General features: G+C 65.4%; 22 protein-coding genes, 1 pseudogene and 1 riboswitch. Of the genes and pseudogenes, 10 read left to right on the top strand and 13 right to left on the bottom strand.

Annotated features, from left to right (window positions below):
* The first annotated feature begins 218 nt into the window (after positions 1-218).
* Positions 219-692, top strand: coding sequence for a DUF2752 domain-containing protein (locus ACW2Q0_RS12380; RefSeq protein ID WP_457189369.1), 474 nt, complete (start codon positions 219-221; stop codon positions 690-692).
* Between the two features lie 24 nt (positions 693-716).
* Positions 717-902: a hypothetical protein gene (locus tag ACW2Q0_RS12375; protein WP_457189366.1), complete on the top strand. Its 186-nt coding sequence runs from the start codon at positions 717-719 to the stop codon at positions 900-902.
* Here the strand turns inward: ACW2Q0_RS12375 and ACW2Q0_RS12370 are convergent.
* From ACW2Q0_RS12370 to ACW2Q0_RS12360, 3 genes are all read right to left on the bottom strand, one after another.
* On the bottom strand, positions 899-2257 hold the full coding sequence (locus tag ACW2Q0_RS12370; RefSeq protein WP_457189364.1) for a M1 family metallopeptidase: 1359 nt from the start codon (positions 2255-2257) through the stop codon (positions 899-901). The two genes, ACW2Q0_RS12375 and ACW2Q0_RS12370, sit on opposite strands and share 4 nt — an antisense overlap.
* Positions 2257-6291, bottom strand: coding sequence for a Pls/PosA family non-ribosomal peptide synthetase (locus tag ACW2Q0_RS12365; RefSeq protein WP_457189520.1), 4035 nt, complete (start codon positions 6289-6291; stop codon positions 2257-2259). Before ACW2Q0_RS12365 ends, ACW2Q0_RS12370 begins: the two co-directional genes overlap by 1 nt.
* A 118-nt stretch (positions 6292-6409) precedes the next feature.
* Entirely contained in the window at positions 6410-6832 is a 423-nt protein-coding gene (locus tag ACW2Q0_RS12360; protein ID WP_457189362.1) for a MarR family winged helix-turn-helix transcriptional regulator, read from the bottom strand.
* Positions 6833-6912: 80 nt separating this feature from the next.
* Between ACW2Q0_RS12360 and ACW2Q0_RS12355 the strand changes: the two genes are divergently transcribed.
* The gene (locus ACW2Q0_RS12355) at positions 6913-8337 is read left to right on the top strand and encodes a DHA2 family efflux MFS transporter permease subunit (RefSeq protein WP_457189360.1); all 1425 of its coding nucleotides are present in this window, start codon (positions 6913-6915) and stop codon (positions 8335-8337) included.
* Positions 8338-8348: 11 nt separating this feature from the next.
* On the opposite strand, the gene ACW2Q0_RS12350 is transcribed toward ACW2Q0_RS12355, so the two are convergent.
* Positions 8349-8984 (bottom strand): LysE family translocator, encoded by a 636-nt coding sequence (locus tag ACW2Q0_RS12350; protein ID WP_457189358.1) that lies wholly within the window; start codon positions 8982-8984, stop codon positions 8349-8351.
* A 115-nt stretch (positions 8985-9099) separates the two neighbouring features.
* A riboswitch (SAM riboswitch) is annotated at positions 9100-9213 on the top strand.
* 45 nt (positions 9214-9258) lie between these two features.
* On the opposite strand from ACW2Q0_RS12350, the gene ACW2Q0_RS12345 reads away from it, so the two are divergent.
* A complete protein-coding gene (locus ACW2Q0_RS12345; protein WP_457189356.1) occupies positions 9259-10581 on the top strand; it encodes an aminotransferase class V-fold PLP-dependent enzyme in 1323 nt (440 codons plus the stop codon).
* Positions 10582-10762: 181 nt separating this feature from the next.
* Here ACW2Q0_RS12345 and ACW2Q0_RS12340 read toward each other — a convergent pair whose 3' ends face one another.
* The 8 genes and pseudogenes from ACW2Q0_RS12340 to ACW2Q0_RS12305 form a co-directional block, all read right to left on the bottom strand.
* On the bottom strand, positions 10763-11230 hold the full coding sequence (locus ACW2Q0_RS12340) for a flavin reductase family protein (RefSeq protein WP_457189518.1): 468 nt from the start codon (positions 11228-11230) through the stop codon (positions 10763-10765).
* A 334-nt stretch (positions 11231-11564) separates the two neighbouring features.
* The gene (locus tag ACW2Q0_RS12335) at positions 11565-11843 is read right to left on the bottom strand and encodes a recombinase family protein (RefSeq protein WP_457189354.1); all 279 of its coding nucleotides are present in this window, start codon (positions 11841-11843) and stop codon (positions 11565-11567) included.
* A gap of 73 nt (positions 11844-11916) precedes the next feature.
* Positions 11917-12072, bottom strand: a pseudogene (locus ACW2Q0_RS12330) (recombinase family protein); the annotation flags it as partial.
* A gap of 731 nt (positions 12073-12803) precedes the next feature.
* Entirely contained in the window at positions 12804-13763 is a 960-nt protein-coding gene (locus tag ACW2Q0_RS12325) for a hypothetical protein (RefSeq protein WP_457189352.1), read from the bottom strand.
* Entirely contained in the window at positions 13727-14833 is a 1107-nt protein-coding gene (locus tag ACW2Q0_RS12320; RefSeq protein WP_457189350.1) for a hypothetical protein, read from the bottom strand. Before ACW2Q0_RS12320 ends, ACW2Q0_RS12325 begins: the two co-directional genes overlap by 37 nt.
* 180 nt (positions 14834-15013) lie before the next feature.
* Complete coding sequence (locus ACW2Q0_RS12315; RefSeq protein ID WP_457189348.1) at positions 15014-15511, bottom strand: DUF6301 family protein; 498 nt, start codon at positions 15509-15511, stop codon at positions 15014-15016.
* An 833-nt stretch (positions 15512-16344) separates the two neighbouring features.
* On the bottom strand, positions 16345-16818 hold the full coding sequence (locus tag ACW2Q0_RS12310; RefSeq protein WP_457189346.1) for a YbaK/EbsC family protein: 474 nt from the start codon (positions 16816-16818) through the stop codon (positions 16345-16347).
* A gap of 50 nt (positions 16819-16868) precedes the next feature.
* Positions 16869-17189: a 2-oxo-4-hydroxy-4-carboxy-5-ureidoimidazoline decarboxylase gene (locus tag ACW2Q0_RS12305; protein WP_457189344.1), complete on the bottom strand. Its 321-nt coding sequence runs from the start codon at positions 17187-17189 to the stop codon at positions 16869-16871.
* A gap of 156 nt (positions 17190-17345) precedes the next feature.
* Here ACW2Q0_RS12305 and ACW2Q0_RS12300 point away from each other — a divergent pair, with 156 nt between their 5' ends.
* From ACW2Q0_RS12300 to ACW2Q0_RS12285, 4 genes are all read left to right on the top strand, one after another.
* Positions 17346-18167 (top strand): crotonase/enoyl-CoA hydratase family protein, encoded by an 822-nt coding sequence (locus tag ACW2Q0_RS12300; RefSeq protein ID WP_457189342.1) that lies wholly within the window; start codon positions 17346-17348, stop codon positions 18165-18167.
* 89 nt (positions 18168-18256) lie between these two features.
* Positions 18257-18763, top strand: a complete 507-nt coding sequence (locus ACW2Q0_RS12295) for a MarR family winged helix-turn-helix transcriptional regulator (protein WP_457189340.1) — start codon at positions 18257-18259, stop codon at positions 18761-18763.
* A 59-nt stretch (positions 18764-18822) separates the two neighbouring features.
* The gene (locus ACW2Q0_RS12290; protein WP_457189516.1) at positions 18823-20559 is read left to right on the top strand and encodes an MDR family MFS transporter; all 1737 of its coding nucleotides are present in this window, start codon (positions 18823-18825) and stop codon (positions 20557-20559) included.
* Between the two features lie 122 nt (positions 20560-20681).
* On the top strand, positions 20682-21056 hold the full coding sequence (locus ACW2Q0_RS12285) for a VOC family protein (RefSeq protein WP_457189338.1): 375 nt from the start codon (positions 20682-20684) through the stop codon (positions 21054-21056).
* A 95-nt stretch (positions 21057-21151) separates the two neighbouring features.
* Here the strand turns inward: ACW2Q0_RS12285 and ACW2Q0_RS12280 are convergent, their stop codons facing one another.
* A complete protein-coding gene (locus ACW2Q0_RS12280; protein ID WP_457189336.1) occupies positions 21152-21517 on the bottom strand; it encodes a hypothetical protein in 366 nt (121 codons plus the stop codon).
* A gap of 324 nt (positions 21518-21841) precedes the next feature.
* Here ACW2Q0_RS12280 and ACW2Q0_RS12275 point away from each other — a divergent pair, with 324 nt between their 5' ends.
* Both ACW2Q0_RS12275 and ACW2Q0_RS12270 read left to right on the top strand, forming a co-directional pair.
* The gene (locus tag ACW2Q0_RS12275) at positions 21842-22093 is read left to right on the top strand and encodes a type II toxin-antitoxin system Phd/YefM family antitoxin (protein ID WP_457189334.1); all 252 of its coding nucleotides are present in this window, start codon (positions 21842-21844) and stop codon (positions 22091-22093) included.
* Positions 22090-22347: a Txe/YoeB family addiction module toxin gene (locus ACW2Q0_RS12270; RefSeq protein WP_457189332.1), complete on the top strand. Its 258-nt coding sequence runs from the start codon at positions 22090-22092 to the stop codon at positions 22345-22347. Before ACW2Q0_RS12275 ends, ACW2Q0_RS12270 begins: the two co-directional genes overlap by 4 nt.
* Positions 22348-22593: the final 246 nt, after the last annotated feature.

Genomic DNA, 22593 nt, shown 5'->3' with positions numbered 1-22593 from the left:
TCCTGGCGCTATCAGGTGGATACCCGAAATTAGGTCGGCCAATAGTCCATCCGGAAGAAACATCGAGCGCGAGCCTCTTTCTGTGGATATCGCCCAGCCCCGAGGCGCTCGTTACCTCCGCGCAGAGCCGCCTGGTCGGCGCGGTCACCGGCACCAGCTACCGGTTCCGGGCCCGACCGTTCGGATCTGGTCGGGTCGGGCGGCCGCGACTACCTTTGATGCTTGTGGAGATAAGGAATGCGGTATCGGTCGCACCCGCAGGGGATCCTCGCCCCGAACAGCCGAGGCGCACCGGGCTGCGCGCCACGGGGTGGCCGCTGGTGGCGGCAGGCCTCGGGGTCGGGGCCGCGCTGCTGCTGCATTTCCGGGATCCGCACAGCGCGGGTTCCTATGGTGTCTGCCCGGTCTACGCGCTGACGGGGTTCTATTGTCCGGGCTGCGGCGGTATGCGGGGCATGCACAATCTGACCGACGGCCGAATTCTCGATGCGATACACAGCAATGTGCTCGTGCTACCGCTGGTGCTGGCCTTCGTGCTGTGGATCGGTGACTGGTCGATCCGGGCCTGGCGCGGTGAGCGGATGCGACTACCCCGGATCGGCCGCACCACGATGTGGGTGTTCTTCGCGCTGCTCATCGGCTATACGGTGCTGCGCAATACGCCATGGGGGACCTGGCTCACGCCGGTCTAGCCGCCTGCAGGTAGGGCTTCGTATATGAGCGATTCGCTGAAAGAGCGCGTGCGGGCCAAACTATTGCGCCAACTCCATGAGGACGTCCAGGACCAAGAGCAGGACGATCCGCGCCAGATCTCGGTCGGGGCCGATCTCGACGCACTCGACAGCGTCGCCGAAGATCATCCGCTGGTCGAAGAACTCGCGGCGCGCTACCTGGTTTTCTAACGCGAGTTGCTCGTACCGGCCGGTCCACCGGACGGCGGCAATTGCGGCAGCGGCTCGGTGCGCAACCACGCTTCCCATAGCGATCGCAGCGGCACCAGACTGTAATGTCCGGCCAGATCGGTGAACTCCTCGGTGCTCACCGATGCGTGCCGATGGCGAATCGTCCACTCGTGCAGTAGATCCCAGAAGGCCGGTTCGCCGAGCTCGAGGCGCAGCGCGTGCAGGGTGAGGGCGCCGCGTTTGTATACGCGATCGTCGAACATGCGCGGTGGGCCTGGATCGCCGATGATGATGTTCTGCGGCTCCCTGGACAGATTGTGTCGGGCGGCGCGCGCCAGCTGATCGGCCGTCGGCCCGCCCGCGGCCTCCGACCAGATCCACTCGGCATAGCAGGCGAAGCCTTCGTGCAGCCAGATATCGCGCCACTGCCGAATAGTGAGGCTATTGCCGAACCACTGGTGCGCGAGTTCGTGCGCGACCAGGCGTTCCGCACCGCGGCGGCCGTCGCAGTGATTGGCGCCGAAGACGGAGATGCCCTGTGCCTCGACCGGGATCTCGAGGTCGTCATCGGTGATCACGACGGTGTACGCCTCGAACGGGTACGGACCGAACTTCTCGGTGAACAGCGCCATCATCTTCGGCTGGCGCTCGAAGTCGTGGTCGAAAGCGGCGCGCAGCCGTGGCGGGACGACGGCCTGCATCGGCACCGAACCGCGCGGGCTGTCGATGCGATGTTTCCGGTACGGCCCGATCTGGATGGTGGCCAGATAGCTCGACATCGGTTCGGACTGTTCATAGACCCAGGTGGTCTGGCTCGCCTTGGTCTGCTTGCGCACCAGGGTGCCGTTGGCCAGCGCGTAGTACGGGGTGTCGGTGGTGATCGAAATGCGGTAGCTGGCCTTGGAACTCGGATGATCGTCACAGGGGAACCAGGACGCGGCGCCGTTGGGCTGACTGGCGACGAGGGCGCCTTCGGTCAGTTCCTCCCAGCCGACCTCCCCCCACGGCCCGCCCACCGGCTTCGGTATGCCCGCGTACTGGATGACCAGGCTGAGCACCGCGCCCGCCGGAATCCGCTGCTGCGGGGTGATCACGAGTTTGCCGTGCTGATGGATGTATTTCGCGGGCTTGGCCCGGTTGACGAAGACCTTGGCGACGGTGAGCGCCTGGGACAGGTCGACCGCGAAACGGTCCCGCACGGCGGTGGTCACCGCGGTGATCGCGGCCCGGCCCGCCAGCCGGTTGCTGGCGACCTTGTAGGTGAGCTCCAGTTCGTACCGCGATACCCGATAACCCCGATTTCCGTTCTGCGGTAGGTATTCGTCGATGGGTTCTTCGTAGAACTTGCCAGGCATCAGTTGGCTGCTCCGGCCTCGCTCGAGCTCGGCGCCGCACCCGACCACGGCGCGATCGGATTGCCCCACCAGCGGGTGGACGGCGGTACGGTGTCCCCGCGCATGACCAGCGACGCGGGACCGATGGTCGCGCCCGCGCCGATACTCGCGGCGGGCAGGGCGACGCAATGCGGCCCGAGGGTGGCTCCGGCACCGAGGGTTACGGTGTCCATGGCCATGATCCGATCGTGGAAGAGGTGGGTCTGCACCACACACCCTCGTTCCACGGTCGCGCCGTCACCGAGTGTCACCAGGTCTGCCTCCGGTAGCCAATAGGACTCGCACCATACTCCGCGGCCGATCTTGGCACCGAGCCCACGAAGCCACAGATTCAGTACGGGGGTACCGGTCGCCGCGCGCGCGAACCACGGCGCGGCAACGGTTTCGACGAAGGTGTCGGCGACCTCGTTGCGCCACACGAACGAACTCCACAGCGGATGTTCCTCGGCGCCGATGCGCCCGACCAGCAGCCACTTCGCGGTGACCGCACTCGCGCCCGCGATCGCACCGGCGGCCATCAGGACCAGACCGCAGAGCAGTCCGGCGATCAGATAGCCCGCCGATTGCGCGATCCAGGCCAGCGTGAACAGCACGCCGAGACCGATGGCGAAGGTGACGAGCACCGGGACGAGTCGGCAGGTCTCGACTATGCCGCGGAAAACCTTCAGCCGCAGCGGCGGATCGAAGGTGCGTTCGGTATCGCCGGTTTCGGAGGCGCGCCGCAGTCGCACCGGTGGGCTGCCGAGCCAGGATGAACCCGCCTTGGCCTTGGACGGAGCGGCCGAAAGCACCGCGACCAGCCCGTTTTTCGGCACCCGTCGACCGGGGGCGGTCATACCGGAATTGCCGAGGAAGGCGCGCTTGCCGACCTTCGCATCGCCGATATGCAGCCAGCCGCCGCCGAGTTCGTAGCTGGCGATCATGGTGTCGTCGGCGAGGAACGCGCCGTCGGCGACCGTGGTGAATTTCGGCAGCAGGAGCACCGTCGATGCCTCGACGCTCTTACCGACCTTCGCGCCGAGCAGGCGCAGCCACAGCGGGGTCAGCAGGCTGGCGTAGAGCGGGAACAGGAGGGTGCGCGCCGAATCCAGTAGCCGTTCGGTGGCCCACGCCTGCCAGCCGACCCTGCTGCGGACGGGGTGATGGCCCTCGATGAGTCCGATGCTGAGCAGCCGGACCGCGATGACCGTGGCCGCGGCGTACAAGGCGAGGCTGAGCAGCGTTGCGACGGGCAGGATGGCGAAGCCCTTGCCGAGCGCACCCGCGAGGGTTTGCGCGTCGCGGATGAACCAGGCGATGAATGCGCCGCCCGCGGCCAGACCGAGAATGGGCATGGCCGCCAGCACCATCGAGGTCACGCCGAAAATCGCGACCCAGTGCGCGGCTCGTGCCGGGGTGTGCGCGGGCCAACGATGCTGGGCTTTGCCGACTTTCGTGGCGGGCGAACCGGCCCACTCCTGTTCGGCCTTTACTTTCCCCGATACCGACGATCCGGCCGCGATCTCGGCATTCTTACCTATTTTGCTGCCGGGCAACAGGATCGAGCGCGCACCGATCACCGCGCCGGCACCGATGGTGATCGGTCCGATGTGTACGACATCGCCATCGATCCAATAGCCGGACAGGTCGACCTCGGGCTCCACACTGCACCCGTCGCCGAGTTCGAGCATGCCGGTGACCGGCGGCAGGGTGTGCAGGTCGACGCCGTGGCCGATCTTCGCGCCGAGTGCCCGCGCGAACGGCACCATCCACGGTGCACCGGAGAGGCTCTCGGCGCCGCTGGCCTCCGAGAGCCGGACCGCCGCCCACAGTCGCAGGTGCTCCGACCCGCCGCGCGGATAACTGCCGGGGCGTACGCCGCGCAGCAGAATTCGCGCGCCGGTCGCGCAGGTGACCATGCGACCGGGCGGTGAGATGAACAGCAGGAACGCGGCCAGCGTCCACCACCAGGACAGATGCGGCAGCCACGGCAGTGAGCCGGACCAGCCCGCGATATTGCCGACAATCGCCAACCAGGTGAGCCACTGCAATCCGGTGAGCGTAGTGAGCGGGATGATGGCGAGCATTTGGGCGCATTGGGCGCGCAGCGGCGTCGGGCCCACGATGCGTTCCTCGACCTCGGCGCTCGGCGCGGTCTCGTCGAGCAGCTCGGCCAGTGCGCCGAGGCGTGGATGGTCGTAGAGATCGGCGACGGTGATGCGTGGATAACGTTCGCGCAGTGCGGTAACCAACTGGGCGGCCGAGAGCGAGCCACCGCCGAGATCGAAGAAGTCGGTATCCGCTCCGGTGACCTGCGCACCGAGAATCGAATCCCACAGCCCGGCAACCCATTGCTCGGTTTCGGTGAGATCGCCGTTCGCGGTGTCGGTTTCGGCGGTATTCGGCAGTGGCCACGGCAGGGCGTCGCGGTCGACCTTGCCCGAGGTGCGGGTGGGCAGGTCGGCGACGATGGCGAGTCGGGGGACCAGCGCGGCCGGAAGTTGTTCGGCGAGTTGGGCTCTAGCTGCCTTGAGGTCGAAGTCGGGTGCGGTGCCGGTCAGGTAACCGACGAGGATCTTATTGCCCGCCTTGGTGGTTCGGATCGCGGCCGCCGCTCCGGTGACGCCGGGTAGGTGCTGCAGGGCGTTATCGAGTTCGCCGAGTTCGATGCGGCGGCCACCGAGTTTGATCTGATCGTCGGCGCGGCCGAGGAAGACCAGGCCCGCGCTGTCCTTGCGGACCAGATCGCCACTGCGGTAGGCGCGGTCCCAGCCGAGTGATGGCAGCGGAGCGTACTTTTCGGCGTCCTTGGCCGGATCGAGGTAGCGGGCCAGGCCGACACCGCCGATCACGAGTTCCCCGGATTCGCCCTCGCCGACCGGATTTCCGGCGGCATCGACGACGGCCAGATCCCAGCCGTCGAGGGGGAGCCCGATCCGGACCGGGAAGCCGCCGTCGAGCAGCGCCGCACAGGCGACGACCGTTGCTTCGGTGGGGCCGTAGGTATTCCAGACCTCGCGTTCGGAATCGGTATCCGATTCCGGGTGTTCGTGGGACTGCGCGTGGTCTACTACCTCTTCGTCGCCCTTCGCCCGCGCCGAGTGCTTTCCGGCAAGACGTTCGGCGAGTTCGGGCGGCACCGCCTCGCCGCCGAAGATCAGCAGCCGGACCGGGTCGAGTGCCTCGACGGGCCAGGTCGCGGCCAGGGTGGGAACCGTCGAGACGATGCTGATTGCGCGCCGGACCAGCCAGGGCCCGAGATCCGCACCGGTGCGGACCAGGGCGCGCGGTGCGGGCACCAGGCAGGCGCCGTTGCGCCAGGCCAGCCACATTTCCTCGCATGAGGCGTCGAAGGCGACCGAAAGTCCGGCGAGCACCCGGTCACCCGGACCGATCGGGGCGTTCGGCAGGAACAGGCGCGCCTCCGCATCGACGAAGGCGGCGGCATTGCGGTGGGTGACGGCGACGCCTTTCGGGGTGCCGGTGGATCCGGAGGTGAAGATGATCCAGGCGTCGTCGGCGGGGGTCGGGCGGACCGTCGAATCCGCGGCGGTCGGTTCGGACCGTTCGGCGGCGGCCACCGTCGGTTCGACGCCCGCCGCCGTCACGATCGCGGTGACGCGGGCCTCACCGAAGACGAGTCGGGCGCGTTCCTCCGGGTCGTCGGCGTCCACCGGAACATAGGCCGCACCGGCATACAGAATGGCCAGAATAGTGACGTAAAGCTCATATGAGCCGGACGGCATGCGCACCCCGACGCGGTCACCGGGGCGCACACCCTCCGCGGTCAAGCGCACGACTCCGGCATCGATCTCGGCCAGCAATTCGGTGTAGCTGAGCACCACATCACCGTCGTCGATAGCAGGGGCTTCCGGATGGGCCGCCGCGGTGCTGTTCAGGATGTCGACAAGGGTTCTGACCTGCGGCGCGAGGGTGCCGCGCAGCAAGGGTTCGGGGGTGTGGAGCCCGTTCGTCGGGTCCGTGCCCGCCGCGGTGTCGACCTGCGGCTGTAGCATCGTGTCCTGCCCACCTCTCATAGACCTGCCTTGCGCTTCCTCGTTGTTGTCTCACAGCCGGGTTACCAGTGGGCGAATGCCACGTGTGGCCAACTGTCTACGGTACCTGCGGTATCGGTCAAACCTGTTCGCCGAGCGCTTTGAGTGCCAGGCGGTGCAGGGTGCGCCGCTCCTGCTCATCGAGTCGATGCAGCACCCGCTCGGTGGCCCTTTCGATGAGTTCATCGGTCTTGCGGCGCTCGGCGCGCCCGGACGGGGTGATGGTGAGCCGGTACTTGCGCCGGTCTGTCGCATCGCGGGTGCGGATGACGAATCCGGCCTCTTCCAGGCCATCGATCAGCCGGACAACCTCGCTGCGGTCGATGCCGAGCGCGGTGGAGACCTGCTGCTGGGACAGGTCGTCGAACTCCTCCAGGCAGACCAGCACCCACTGTTCGCGCAACGAGATGCCCAGCTCGGCGTGTACGGCCTTGTGCAGCTTGCCGAGCGCATAGGTCGGGAAGCGGAGCAGGCCGCGGGGGTGAATGTGGTCAGCGGGCATCAGGTGATTGTATCTATTGTTGATCAATAAGATTGTTGATAACCTCCGCAATCTCGACGTCGACAAATAGCGGAGGATCCATGTCGGATACTCGAACGGCTCTCGCCGCCGCACCCGCACTCGAACCCATTCCCGCACGGGTGTGGCGGGTGGCCGGTGTGGTGGTCTTCGGTGCGACCATGAGCATGCTGGACACCTCGCTGGTGAATATCGGGCTGAACTCCATCGCGACGGATCTCGGTGCGGCACTGGACAGTGCCCAGTGGATCGCGAGCGGCTATCTGCTCGCACTCGCCGTCATGCTGCCGTTGTGCGGTTGGCTCGGGCGGCAATTCGGCATGGACCGGGTCTGGTTGACCGCGCTCGCCGGGTTCACGGTGACCTCCGCACTGTGTGCGCTGGCTCCGAATATCGGCTGGCTCATCGGGTTTCGGATCGCCCAGGGCTTGGCGGCGGGTCTGTTGGTGCCCGCCGGGCAGACGCTGATCGGTCAGGTCGCGGGTCCGCAGCGGCTGGGCCGGGTGATGAGTGTCTCCGGTATCGCCGTGGTCGCCGCGCCCGCGATCGGGCCGACCATCGGTGGTGTGATGCTGGCGAATCTGGACTGGAAGTGGTTGTTCCTGATCAACATTCCGTTCGGACTGGTGGCATTCGTGCTGGCGTATCGGCTGTTACCGCGGGCGGAGGCGACAGGTAACGGTGGTCGATTCGACGCCACCGGATTCGCGTTGATCGCGGTCGGGCTATCGACGTTGGTCTATGGACTCGGCGAATTCGGCAGTCGCGGTAGCGTTTCCGCGCCCACAGTGTGGGTGTCGATGGTGGTCGGGGTGCTGGCGCTCGGCCTGTTCGTGGCCCGATCGGTGCGCGGGGGCGGTGCGCGCCTGCTCGATGTCGGACTGTTCCGGCATCCGGTATTCGCGACGGCCAATGTGGCGAATTTCTTCGCGGGTGCGTCGATGTATGGGGCAATGCTATTGCTGCCGTTGTACTTTCAGGTACTGCATCGGGACGGCATCATCGCGACGGGTCTGCTGCTCATATCCTTCGGGATCGGTAGCATCATCGCGCTGCCCATCGGCGGCCGGTTGACCGACCGGTATGGCGGCGGCGTGGTCGCCGTGGTCGGTAATGCGGTGACGGTCGTGGTCACCGTGCCATTCGCGCTCGACGGTGCCTCGATGAATCCGGTTGTCGTGCAGGTGCTGCTGTTGATTCGAGGCCTGGCTAATGGATTGACGGGCGTGCCGATGGTGGCCGCGGCCTACGCCTCGGTGCGGCGCGAGCAGTTGCCGGATGCTGCATCGTTCGTGATTATTCTGCAGCGGGTCGGCGGGGCGATCGGCGCGGCATCGCTCGCGGTGGTGCTGTCTCGCGCGGCTGGTGCCGGGCTGTCGGTGGATGCCGGATTCCGGCACGCGTTCTGGTGGCTCACCGCCGCGTCGATCATCTCGTTGGTCGCGGCACTATGGCTGTGGCGCAAGGAGATTCAGCCGAAGCTCTGACGCATGACGGATTACGCGGCCGAGGCGGCCGTGCCGATGCCGAGCGCGGCGAGAATGGCCGCGCTGATCTGCTCGAGCCGATCGCGAACTCGGGGACGGCGCAACATCGTGACCGCCCGCGACGCCAGCAAGGCGAGCAGGATCATCTCGACGGCGGCAATGGAGCATTCGATGGCGCCGAGCGCGAGGGTGTTCAGGAAGGTGATATCGGTGCAGAATTGCGGCAGCACCGCCAGATAGAACAGCCCGACCTTCGGGTTGAACAGGCACGACACCACGCCCGCGGCGAATGCCGAGCGAACCGAAGTTTGCGCCTGCGCAACCGGCTGTCCGGGCGCTGTGGCGGTGCGCGTCCCGCGTTGCTTGCGGTGCTCGATCAACGCCCGAATTCCCAAGTACACCAAATAAATTCCGCCGATGACCTTCAGCGTCCGATAGGCCGTCGCGGACTGCTCCAGCAGGGCGGCGACGCCCGCCGCGACCACTACCGCCCATCCGATCCCGCCCAATGCCGAGCCGATCGCCGCGGCAATGCCCGGTCGCGCATCCACGATCGAGAATCGCAGCACCAGAAACGAATCCGGGCCGGGCGTGATCGACAGCAGTATGCACAGGCCGACAAAGCTGAGCAGTAGCGAAAGCGTCACCGGTCGATCAGACCGCACGGCGCCCAGTACCGCAAGGTTATTTATTCGACTGCATGTGTATGCAGGAAAGGTTCGGTTGACAGGACGGTGCGGCATCTGCCAATCTTTCGGTTCAGGTCATGAGTACCAGCGTCAAGCCCCGGCTAGCTGGTCGGCAACCCTCCTCCGCGGTGGGGTGCTCCGGGTGACGACCGGGCCGCAGCCCGACCGGGTGCGGCAAGCGCGGACTCGGATGAGCACCAGTTTTCGGGTCCCATAGCCGACGGGATTTGTGATGACCGCTGCAATCGATCAAAGCTGTGCCGCCCTCGCTCGGGTCTCCGGTGACGATCTGCGGGTGCCGCTCGTACAGGGCGGAACGACCACCTACGCGAACTTCGACTACGCCGCAAGCGCACCGGCATTGGCGCAGGTCACCGACCGGGTGCAGCAATTGCTGCCGTACTACGCGAGTGTGCACCGCGGTGCCGGTTACGCCTCGCGGATCTCCACCGAGTGCTATGAGGCCGCGCGTGGTTCGGTGACCCGCTTCCTCGATGCCGCCGACGACCAGGTCGTGGTGTTCACTCGCAATACCACCGATGCGCTGAATCTGCTCGCCGCCTGCGTGCCCGGCGACACCGTGGTGCTCGATATCGAACATCATGCGAACTTCCTGCCCTGGACCCGGCACGGCCGTCGTGTCGTGCGGGCGGCGGCGACCGTCGAGGAGACCATTCGTCAGCTGATCGCCGAATTGTGCAGTAAGCCAGCCGCATTGCTCGCGATTACGGGCGCGTCGAATGTGACCGGCGAGGTGCTGCCGCTGGAGCGGCTGGCCACCATCGCGCACCAGTGTGGTGCCCGCATCCTGGTCGATGCCGCGCAGCTGGCGCCGCATCGTCGAATCAGCCTGCGCGACACCGGAATCGACTACCTCGCATTCTCCGGGCACAAGCTCTACGCGCCGTTCGGCGCGGGAGTGCTTGTCGGACGCCGGGATTGGCTCGATGCCGCCGAACCGTATCTGGCGGGTGGCGGCGCCGTTCGCGAGGTCACCACCACCGATGCGGACTGGGCACCCGCACCGCAGCGCCATGAGGCCGGTTCGCCGAATGTCCTGGGTGCGGCCGCGCTCGCCGCCGCATGTGACGCGCTGTGTGCGATCGATCCGAAAACCCTTGCCGTGCATGAGCGACGGCTCGCCGATCGACTGCGCACCGGCCTGTCCACGATTCCGGGGGTCACCCTGTTGCGCATTTGGAACGATAGCCCCGACACCGTCGGTATCGTCGCCTTCACCCTGGACGGATTCGTCCCCGGCCATGTCGCGGCCTACCTCTCCGCCGAACACGGCATCGGCGTTCGCGACGGCCGCTTCTGCGCCCATCCGCTGCTCGCGCGCCTCGGTCTGGACGGTGCGCTGCGTGCCAGCATCGGTCTCGGCACCTGCTCCGCCGATGTGGACCGGTTGGTCGAGGCCATCGCCACCCTGGTCACCGAGGGCGCGTCGTGGAATTACGCTGGCACCGACGGTCTCTGGAATCCGGTGCCCGAGACCCGTCCGTTCGCCCGCCCCGACGCCACCGACGGCGCCGCGCCCTGCTCGATCGGCTGATCGGATCCGACCGCGCAGTCGCCGCGCAGTCGCCGTGCAGCGTCGGGCGCACTGATCGTCACCCGGCGAAACCGTAAACCCGGCCGCACGGTCGGCGCCGCGCCCGGTGTGGTCGGCCCGATCGGATCCGATTGCGCTCGATCTATAGCTTTGCCGCGCAAGCGAATCCGCCCGGCCGCGCTCAGTCTTCGAGCGAGGTCGGGCGGTAGTAGCGGCCGCGGTAGTAGAGCAGCGGTGCGGCGCTGGGTTGTTCGTCGGTATTGTCGTGGACCCGCGTCACCAGCCCGACGACGAAGGTGTGATCCCCGATGGGGATCCGCTGTTGGATGGTGGCGCGGATCCAGATGGGCGTGCCGTGCAGCACAGGCTCGCCGGTGTCCAGCGTGGTCCACAGGGAGCGGTCGCTGAAGCGTTGGTCGGCGGTGCGGGAAAAGCGCTTGGCCAGATCGTGCTGATGTTCGCCGAGGAAGTGGATCACCACGGAATCGGCCGCCCGCAGTGCTGTCAGGCTCGACGACGTGTGGGCGATATTGAAGGAGACCAGCGGGGGTTCCAGGGACAGCGATGCGAATGAGGTGGCGGTGAAGCCGACCGGCCCGTTTTCCGAGCCGATGGTGACCACGGTGACGCCTGCGGGATAGTGCCGCATGGAGGCGCGGTACTGCTCGGCGGTGATACCGCTCAGGTCATCGGGAATCCGGACATCCGCCGCGGGGGGTTGAGCATCGGTCACAGCTGCGCCTCGCCAGCGCTCGGCTCCGCTGCGACCGCTGGTGCTGCGTTGATGGTTGGCTCGCTCACATGACGAAACTACGCCGGGTTTGTCGGTAATTGCTAACCCCGGAATCCTGAAGCTGTCAGGAAGGGCAAAGTAGCGGAATCCTGACGCTGGCCTCGGAATCAGACTCGTGGTGCAGCGTTGCTGATGATGCGGTGGATGGTGGAGCGGCCGACGCTGTATTCCTCGGCGAGGTCTGCCAGGCTCACGTCGTCGGCGGGGTCGTGGTAGCGGCGGTGGATCGTTTCCGCGCTGTGAGGGGAAGTTTCGGCTGTTTACCCTTGAGGCGGCCCTTCGCGCGGGCCTTGGCCATACCCTCGCGGGTCCGCAGGTGATTGAGGCTGGCCTCGAATTCGGCGACCATGGCGAGGGTCTGGAGGAACAGTTCGCCGAACGGGTCGGCCCAGTTGTAGATCTGGTTGCCGAGCCCGAACAGGACATCGCGCTCGCGCAGGCTGGTGAGGATCTCGCCGGCCTCGGCCATGCTGCGGGCGAAACCGGTCGAACTTCGTGGTGGTGAGTACGACCTGCCGCCGGGTAGCGGCGGCTGCGGCTGAGGTAACCGCGGTGAGCGCGTTGTCCAGGCCGGTGCGGTTCTTTCGGGTGGTGCCGGAGAATCCTTTGTCGATGAAAATCCGCTCACGCGGCACCGCGAGGGCGAGCAGTTGCTCGGTTTGGATCTCGACTTCTTGTTCGTCGGTGGAGCAGCGCACGTATCCGACACGGAAGGGCTCGATCACGCCGGAAATCGTTCCATAGGACGGGGGTTCACCGGAACAGTTCGCGGAACACCTCTACGGAACACCGGCGACTAGCGTCGGAATGGTCTCGCCACGGTGTTCCGTTGGCGGATCGCCCTACGGAACACCCCTTGCGTGGTTGAGCCCGGCGTTCATGCTGAGGACTGCCGTGCCGCTCCGCGTGATCGAGGTTCCGGTCCGAGTCGAACCGTGGGGCTGCGACACAGGTGTGTTCGGGGACGAGCCGCTGTTGTGGTCGGAGGTTGCTGTCGTGGCCTCTTATTACTATCGCCGCCATGCGTACTGATTTCCACCGAGCTGCCGAGATAGTTCATCTGGCAATGGGTTTCGACTGGTCGTGGTCGGAGGAAGACCTGGGCCGGTTCTGCGGTGCCGCCGGGGTGGACCGTCGGCGCGCGGCATCCGTCCGGGGGCGAGCTTCACGACTGACCTCGCACATCGCCTGGATGGGCACACGTTCATCAGCGACAAACAGGTCTACGACATCGACTTCTTCGCCAGTGATGTCCTGCCCGAATTCGTGACGGAATCTGTTCAGGCGGCCCAGGGCCGCACAGCCAGTTTCTCGGCACGGGCGATTCACCTGAACCTCCGTAATCCGAAGTACCAGCAAGCTCAGGACGAGTGGGATGAATACTGCGGAACACCGAAGACAGCGAGGGGTAGCCTCCAGCGCAGACCGCTCACACATTTCCACCGTCGCTCCGACGTTGGCTGGCGGACGTCGATGCGGACCTCGTCACCAGGTCGATCATTCCTTCAGGGCATCGGATCAGGCGGCCAGCCTCCTTCAGGATTCCGGGGCCGTCTTGCCGCGCCTTCGGAGCGCGGCAAGACCGGCGAGTGATAGCTACCGCGTGTTCTGTGATGGTGAGGTCACAGGTGCGCGATTGCGGCGTAGGCGCGTCGGCCGTCCTCGGGGGTGAGTGGTGATTGGACGGGGGTGCGGGGGTGATGTTCACGGTGAGGGATTCGTCAGTGGGCTGACGGCTTCGGGTGAACAGCGGTCGGGGCAGCGGGCCGGTCGGGGCGGTGACGGCTGCGGCGAGGTCGGCCAGGCCGTTGAGAGCGTTCAGCGCCGAGTGAGCGATGTCGTCGGTCCACGGCCGTGCCGGGGCCGGCGCTGTGATTGCACTGATGTCGTGTAGCCGTGCGGCGGCCGGGGTGGTCGGCGGGATCGGCGGTGGGATCAGGTAGAAGGAGCTGATCAGTCCGTGCAGGGCCGAGACGATGTCGCCGGCGGGTGTATCACCTGGGTTGGTCTCGACGTCCGGGTCGACATCGGGTGATTGGGCCGGCCGTGGGCGGGTTTGGTAGACGGTGACGCGGCCGTTGGTGTCGGCTTTGACGACCTCGCTGACCACCGGCACGGTCTGCCCGGCTTCGATCTTGTCCGCCAGTGCGGGGTTGATCGCCCGGATCCGGGCCAGTACCGCGGGGTCTTTGAGTTTGTCGGGCAGCAACGACTCCAGATACGGTTCGGAGGTTTGGGGGACCTTCACCGTCCCGCCGTTCCCGTCGGGGACCTGGCGGCCACCGAGTCCGGGCTTGCCGGGCAGCCCGCCCTTCTCTTCGGGCACCCAGATCGCATCCCCGGCAACTCCGATCAGGTCGAGGTCATCGGAACCGCTGCCCTCATACACCTCTTGCCCTTGGACTTCCCGCATCCGCGCCCGGCCCGCGACCTTGCCCATGTCCTCGCTGGCGCGAGTGAAATCACCCCACTTCGTGCCAGTCCGCTCCGCGAGCAGCTGTAGCAGATATTGTATTGCGGTATCAGATCAGGATTATCTTCACGCAGTTTGTTAAGAAGATCCCTGTACCCGTTGTCGGAGATGCTGAGTTTGCTGGTGTCGACGCCGAGTTTCGCAGCCCACCAGTCGCGGGCGGTTTTGAAGAAGTAGTGCTCGAATTGGGATTCGGCTCGTTCGCCTATGTATTTCCACAGTTCTGTTTTCTCTTCCGGGGTGAGTTTGATCGAGTGGGGGTCGAACAATTCCATCAGGAACGCGAAATCACCGCTGGCGTCCGGGTCGGTGACGAAATCTCCGGCGTTGGGGCCGTCGGCCCAGATCAACCGGTTCTTCGAATTGCGTCGCGTGGTCGGTCGCTCGGGATTACCGAGCGGCACCCCGTCGCCGTTGTCACCGGCCGCACCCCCTTCCCCACCGTCACTGCCGCCGTGTTCGTCGCCGGTGTCGGGTTCGCCCGCGCTCTCTGCGGGGTCATCGGTCGCGGCGCGAGGCATGACTGGATGCATCCGCTGAAACAGTGGGGGCAGCAGGACCGGTTCGGGTTCCTTCGCCGGAGCGGGGGTGATGGGCGGGGCAGTCTCGGGGATCCCGGGCAGCTCCGCGGGCGAGATCGGCGGCAGTGGAGCACCGGGTGTGTTCGGGTCCGGTGTCAGGTTGGGGATCGGGGCCGTCTGAGGAGCCGGGGCCGGCACGACGGTCGGAGGGGGTGTCGGGTGTGGTGCCGGGGGCGGTGAGGGAACCGTTCCTGGTGTGGTGGATCCTTGGTTGCCGTCCGTGGCGCCTCGGTAGCTGCCGACGATGGCACCGGTGACGCCGCCGATCACGGCCCCGGCAACGCCACCAACGATCGCTCCCTCCGGGCCGCCCAGGGCACCGACCTCGCCGCCGTCCTCAGCGCCGGCCAGAACCCCACCGATGATAGGGCCCGGATCGAATACGAACTTCGGTTCGTCATTCATGCGTGGAAAACCTCACAAAAGAAAGCGAGGCGACACCACACGGTGGTGTCGCCTCCAAGATGATCGACCAACACCCGCCACATCCCATGCGGTGGACGGTGCTGATCAGGGCAAAGAAAAACCGCCCGGGGGAAACTCCGGCGCGGTCAGATCGTCAGCTATTCAGTAATTCCTCGGTTCTCAGACTTCGTAGTTGTATTCCTCCCGCATCGGCGGAATCGCATCCATCCGCGCCTGATAGACCGGATTCACAAAATTAAGGTATATTCTGTCTGCGGCATGTGACAGCTCAATATTCACGCCATCCAGGTCCCAGCGCAGTTCGGGCTCAGCCCCGCTTATGCGCCTACTAGGTTCTCCATAAATGCCATTGAGCCGGTCGGCCAACTCACCAAAGGCATTGGCCAAGAACTCCACACCGGCGGACTCATCGGGCTCGTCCAAGTGGTCGGTGACGCGCAGGGTTACCCATTTGATCTCATCTCCGTGGCCGGTCACCAGCGCGGTGGGGCGGTTGATCTCTAGCGGACTGGTCAGTGGCCAGTCGAATGGGCCGCGGTCGGAGACCTGCCAGCCGAGCGCGTCGAGGAAACCACCGAGGTCGTCCGCGGCCCAGGTCCAGTCGAACCCGGTGGCGATCCGGGCGGCCTCGAGGGCGCCGTCGATGTCAGCGTGCATGAACAAACACTACTTTCTCGGAAGAGCGATATTGGAAGTCGAGCGGCGTGATGGTGCTCGACTCGAGGGGCGGTGACCGACTTGCGGGGTTGCCGACCTGACCGCGATCAGTGGGCGATGCCACCGCCATACGGTCGACACGGGCATGGGACCGACTGCAGATACGTCGTCGGGAGCGCCACTTCGGGCCCGTCACACAAAAGCCGCTCCCGTGTTTACGGGAACGGCTCTGACGTGGGCGAAGCTACCGAATCGACCCCATCCCCAGCCGACGGCGAAAGCCTAGCACGCCCACTGTGACAAACCCGGAAAAACGATCCTTCACCGCAGGTAGAACATAATCTTTAGGATTGCCTCAGATGACGGAACGCCTGGCATTCGGCCACCCCTGTCGGCCAACAGTGGAGCCGCGGAACGGTGTGGCTCCCCAGAGTGGTTGAGACGGTGCACGATTCCCTGTGGATGGGCAGCTGACAGAGTTGTGCCGTCCCTAGAATGATCACGTACGTCTCGATGCCATGCCAATGGGATGCTGGCTGCCCTTCTCACGATGCTCGCCCGCAAGCCCGTGACCCATCGGACCGCGCCCGGACGCTCATCGGCGGCGGAGCGCTGCGTGGGCGGGCCGTCGACGCGGGCTTGGTCTTGATCATCTCTCGGGCTTCAGCACGCGACGCGTTCCCGGGACAAGTCCAGGCGGGTGGTCATGTCGAGCCGGAACCGGCCGTAAGGGTTGATGTTCGACCAGAACAACGGACTCAGTGCGCGGCGCTCGGTGTCGCCGACCAGATCGTGATTCCGCGGTCCGCGCTACTGCGGGGCGGGCATGGAATTCAATCCACGTCGATGGCAAGCCCGGCGGTAATGCGCATGAGTTCACGAAACGAGGTGCGGAACAGGGTGTTCGGATGGCCGCCCGCGGCCCAGACCTCCCGGTGCGTGGACAGTGCGTTGTCCACCCAGGTCGGCAGGTTGGTGGGATGGCCGACCGGTGCGATGCCGCCGATGGCCTGACCGGTCACCGCCTGCACCATCTCGGCGGGGGCGGGGGTGAGCCTGCCTTCGAGCCGTTCGCTGGTGCGCTCGAGGTGGACCTGATGTGCGCCGGAGACCAGTAGCAGCACCGGATCATCGTCCAAGAGGAAGACCAGTGATTTCGTGACAGCACCGATGTCGATACCGAGTGCCCGCGCGGCATCGGCGGCGGTGGGCGTGGGGGCGGGCTGAGTGACGATGACACCGTGGTGGCCGCGCGCGATCAGGGTATCTGCGACCCGGCATGCGACTGGTGGAAGCGACCTGCGCATGGAACCAGAGTAGAGCGATTGCGGGCCGTACGCGGGCCGAATTTCGTCGGTCAGTATTCGGGGTAGCCCTCGGTGGGCCCGAGCATCTGATCGATCCGATCGTGCACGACCCGTGCCAGTTCGGTCACGCTGCGCTGTGTGACGCGTTCGTGCACAACGGAATCGAAGGCGCGGTCGAGATCGGTTTGGGAGAGCGCGAGCAGTTCGACATCCGCCTTGGCCAGCAGCGCATCTCGATTCGGATAGGGGCGGGCGTCGGCGAGCGTGGCCGCCCAGGTGACATTGCAGCAGACTTCGAACAGTGCGTGGACGGCGTGGGCGCGAGTCATGGCGTTGAAGCGGTCCAGCCCTATTCCTTGATGCATCAACATGATGGTCTCCCAGCCCGATGATGCGGGGATGCTGTCTCGACCATGATGCGGCTGATGTGGACGCCGGAACCAGTGCGTGGCCGCGATTTTGCGCAGCGTTTACACGCGGCGCGGACAGGACGACTGGCCTGATCACACCTGCTTTACGCTCGACGAATGACTGATTGGCGGGCCTTCACCGTGGCGACCGAAGATCACATCGCGCAGGTCACTTTGACCGGCCCCGGTACGGGCAATGCCATGGGTCCGGACTTCTGGCGGGAGTTGCCGGAGATCTTTCGCGAGTTGGACCTCGATGCCGAGGTGCGCGCCATTGTGCTCACCGGCTCCGGAAAACATTTCTCCTACGGACTCGACCTGCCCGCGATGGCCGGGATATTCGGTCCGCTGCTGGCGGATAAGGCTCTGGCCGCGCCGCGTACCGAATTCCTCAACGAGGTGCGTCGGATGCAGGCCTCGGTGACCGCCGTGGCCGATTGCCGCAAGCCGGTCATCGCCGCGATCTGCGGCTGGTGCATCGGCGGTGGGCTGGACCTGATCGCCGCCGCTGATATCCGCTACGCGAGTGCGGATGCGAAGTTCAGTCTGCGCGAGGCGAAGGTCGCGATCGTCGCCGATATCGGATCGCTGCACCGGCTGCCCGGCATTATCGGCGAGGGGCGGCTGCGCGAACTCGCCTACACCGGTAAGGACATCGACGCGGCGCGTGCCGAGAAGATCGGCCTGGTCAACGATGTATTCGCCGATCAGGAGGCGGTGTTGGACGCGGCGCACGCGACCGCGCGCGAGATCGCCGCGAATCCGCCGCTGGTGGTGCAGGGTGTGAAGGATGTGCTGGAGCAGCGCACCAAGGATCAGGTGGCCGCCGGGCTGCGTTACGTCTCCGCGTGGAACTCGGCATTCCTGCCGTCGGAGGATCTGACCGAGGCCATCCAGGCGGTATTCGAGAAGCGGGCCCCGGAGTTCAAGGGTCGGTAAAGGCCCCTTAATCGCTTGCCCTCGCCGCGGACACGCGCACATACTTGTATTACGCAACTAATTGATTGGCACAAGCAAAGGTGAGTCGAGTGGATGAGGACGAGCCGTCGGTCGAGACGATAGCGTTTGAGCTCATCCGGCTGAAACGGATTCAGGAGCGGACCGCGGCGCAATTGCGGAGTAAGGACGGTGTGGATCCGGCGGCGTTCGCGGTTCTGTTCCGGCTGCTCTGTGACGGGCCGATGCGCTCGGGCGCACTCGCCGACGCGGTGCATTCGGATGCGTCGACGATCAGCCGGCATGTCGCCCACCTGGTTGAGCGGCAGTTGGTCGAGCGGCAGGCCGATCGCAACGACGGCCGCGCCACCGTACTGGTCGTCACCGAGCGCGGTCGCGAAGTCGCCGAGCGAATCCGCAGGCGCAGGCGCGAAAACTTGACCCGGGTGATGGCGGCCTGGACGTCGCAGGACCGGGCCACTTTCGCCGGGCTGCTGCGGCAGTTCGTCGACGACTTCGAGCAGGCCATGCCCGCCATGCTCGCGGCCATCCGACAGGACCAGAACATGTACGACCTCGAGACGGAGAACAATTCGTGACCGCACCGGCGGCCGTGGAGGAATCCACGGGTTTCACCCACAGACAGATCCTGACCATCATGAGTGGTCTGTTGCTCGGCATGCTGCTCGCGGCGTTGGATCAGACCATCGTGTCCACCGCGATCCGCACCATCGCCGACGATCTCAACGGCTATTCGATGCAGGCCTGGGCGACCACCGCCTACCTGATCACCGCGACGCTCGCGACGCCGCTGTACGGCAAGTTGTCCGATATGTTCGGCCGCAAGCCCTTCTTCATGGCGGCGATCTCGATCTTCGTGGTTGGTTCGCTGCTGTGCACGATGGCGCAGTCGATGTATGAGCTCGCGGCGTTCCGCGCATTCCAGGGACTCGGTGCGGGCGGCCTGATGTCGCTGGCGTTGACCATCCTCGGCGATATCGTCAGTCCGCGTGAACGCGCCAAGTATCAGGGCTACTTCCTCGCGGTATTCGGTACATCCAGCGTGATCGGCCCGGTGCTCGGCGGTGTGTTCGCCGGGCAGGACACCATCCTCGGTGTCAGCGGCTGGCGCTGGGTCTTCCTGGTGAATGTGCCGATCGGCCTGATCGCGCTCGGCGTCGTCTCCAAGGTGCTCCGGCTGCCGAAGCGGCCGCATTCCACCGACCGGGTGGACTGGTGGGGTGTGCTGGTACTGGCCATCGGGTTGGTGCCGCTGCTCGTCGTCGCCGAACAGGGGCGCGAATGGGGTTGGGGCAGTGGACGATCCATCCTCTGTTATGTGATCGGCGTGCTCGGCGTCATCGGATTCGTGCTGGTCGAGAAGGCCATGGGGGACAAGGCGCTGATTCCGCTGCGGATGTTCGCCAATAAGACCTTCGCACTCGGCGTGGTGATCTCGGTCGTGGTCGGCTCGGCGATGTTCGGCGGAATTTCCCTGCTGCCGCAGTACCTGCAGGTGGTGCGTGGGTCCAGTCCGACGATGGCGGGTTTGCAGATGCTGCCGATGGTGCTCGGGATGATGACCGGCTCGATCGTATCCGGCCAGCTGATCTCGCGAACCGGTCGCTACCGGATCTTCCCGCTCATCGGCGCGGGCATGCTGACACTCGGCCTGTTCCTGCTGCACTTCGTCAATGCCGATAGCCCACTGTGGCTCGCGATGATCTTCATGGCCTGCACCGGATTCGGCCTCGGCAATCTGATGCAGCCACTCACCATCGCGGTGCAGAATGCGTTGCCGCCCAAGGATATGGGCGTCTCCACCGCTGCGGCCACCTTCTTCCGGCAGATCGGCGGCACGATGGGTGTCGCGGTATTCCTCTCGATTCTCTTCGCGCAGCTGACGCCGAACATCTCCACCGAGATGCAGGCCGCGGTCGCCGATCCGGCGTTCCAGCACGCCGTGATCGAGGCCTCGCACAGCAGTAATCCCGCTGATGCCGCGCTCGCGAAAGGCCTACTCGCGCAGGATACTTCGGCGGCCGGTGGGGTACTGAAGGACAGTTCGATCGTGCAGCAGCTGAGCCCGGAGCTGGCCCGGCCGTTCAAGGTCGGTTTCGCGGAGTCCATGTCGACGGTATTCCTGTCGGTGACCGGTATGGCTCTGCTCGCACTGATCCTGGTGGTGTTCTGGAAGGAAGTACCGCTGCGGACGGTCGCCGGAATCCAGGCGGCACGTGGTGACACGGCGACCAATGGATCCGATGTTCTCGAGCGCACCGGTTTGGTGACCGCGGGTGGCGAGGCACTGAGTCCGCCTCAGGAGTCGGTGGATGCCGTGGCGTCGACCAACGGTGCCGGACCGAAATCGACAGGTGCCGCTGGTTCGGTGTGAGTCCGGCGGATGCGCCCGGTGCCAGTCGGTACCGGGCGCATCCGGTACCGACTGCCCTGACCGTTCGTCGGCATTCAAGTGCGTACTGCCGCCGCCGGTAGCCTCACCGTAGCGTCTCGGACATGCGGATCCTGAAGACCTGCGCCCGATTGTTCGTCGCTGATCTCGACACCGCGCTGCCGATTTACGAGAGCATCGTCGGTGCTCCAACGGATCTGCGGTTCGGCTTCGAGCAGGCGCAGATCGCGGCGGTCGGCGATTTTCTGCTCATCGCGGGCGCACCCGAACATATCGACCGCTATCGCTCGACAGTCGGACCGGTCATCGTCGATGACCTCGACCAGTTGATCACTCACCTCACGGACTCCGAAGCCGCGGTGACCGGTGGACCATTCACCAGCGAGACCGGCCGATTCGCCTACCTTCGTCACCCTGATGGGACCGATGTCGAATACGTCGAATGGTCGCCACAGGTGCGGGCCCGAGTGTTCGGTTGAACTCGGATGAGGGTCCTTGTCCGACAGTGCTTCTCGCGGAATCGCGCGGTATTCGATAGGCTTTCCGAGGGCGCGGCGTAGTGTCCCGAAGAGTGTCAGCTGGGCGCGAATCCGCCCAGCTCGAACCCGATCGTCAACGCCAGCAACGAACCTCCGGCCAACACAGCTGTGAGGGCATAGCCGATGGCCGCACGTCGCGTCGTGGGCCACAGCGCCAGCACCGCGGCCGGTGCGAGCAACATGGTCGAGGCGATGATCCAGGTGATCCAGTACGAGGCAGGTACCTCGATCGGACGGGCTCGCAGGTGTGCTGGGGTTGCCGGGATTTCAGGAAGGTCCAGCCATTGCCGGATGACGAAAACGGCCGGCAGGAATACGAACACCGCCAGAACGAGCCCGGCACCGATACCCCACAAGGCGCTACACCGTCGTGTCGCGGTGGGCCGGTTGGTGGTTGGCATGTGCTGGATCCTTCATCTGTCGGGTCATGCGTGCTCGTTCAGCGACAGGCGTGCTCCCTTATGCGGCACTGCCCCGCCGCCAGCGCGCAACCGGAGTTGAGTTCGTACAGGTGGATCTTGCCGGTGTAGTCGTGAACGAACAACAGCCAAGGCGATCCGCCACGCTGTCGAAGAATTGGGCCAGCGCGCGAAGTAGTGCAAAGCATGCGGCAGTGCCGATCAATCGGCGCCCGCACGGGGCGACCTAGGGCGTGGTGGATGGGGTGGTTGAACAAGCGCCATTTGGTACCATTTTTGGTACCAGAACGAATCGAGGAAGTGGACATGACTGCCGCGATCACCGCAAGCGAAGCCCGTAAGAACCTATTTCCGCTGGTCAAGGCGGTCAATGAGGACCACGACACGGTCGAGATCGTGTCCAAGGCGGGCAACGCTGTATTGATGGCCAAGGACGATTATGACTCGCTTATCGCCACGGTCACCTTGTTGAGCGGTCGTGACGGCGCGCGTCTGCGTCGCTCGATCGCGCAGCTCGAGGAGGGGGCCGGCAGAGTGCGCGAGTTGATCGAGGAATGAAGCTGGTCTTCTCGGAGGTCGCGTGGGAGGAGTACACCTCCTGGCTGCATCGTGACCGGACGGTCTTGAAGCGGGCCAACGCAGTGATCAACGATATCCTTCGCGATCCGTTCACTGGGATCGGGAAGCCGGAGCCGCTCAAGCACGACTTGGCGGGCTACTGGTCGCGGCGGCTCACTCAGGAGCACCGGATCGTCTATCGGATCGAGGGTGACGATATCTGGATCGCCAAAGTCGGCACTCACTACGAATAGGCGCAGGCCGACCGATTGGCAGCGAGATTCGGTGTGTCCAGTTCTTGCGTTTCCGGTTGACATGGCCACGGCGATACCCATGCATGCTGACAGTGCATCGAGCCTGCGGATCTCGTAGGACGCGACGGTTCGAACCGACTTCTTCTGATCCGCGAACCGCTTGCGCTCGGCCACAGTGAGTTCCGTGTCGTCGTGGGCATCCGCTGACAACGGGCATCGCTTGTTCGGGGTGAATCCATGGGATGT

The sequence above is a fragment of the Nocardia citri genome, assembly GCF_054065835.1.
Note: the sequence above shows the minus strand (reverse complement) of the source record. Positions and strands in the feature narration are given on the sequence as shown.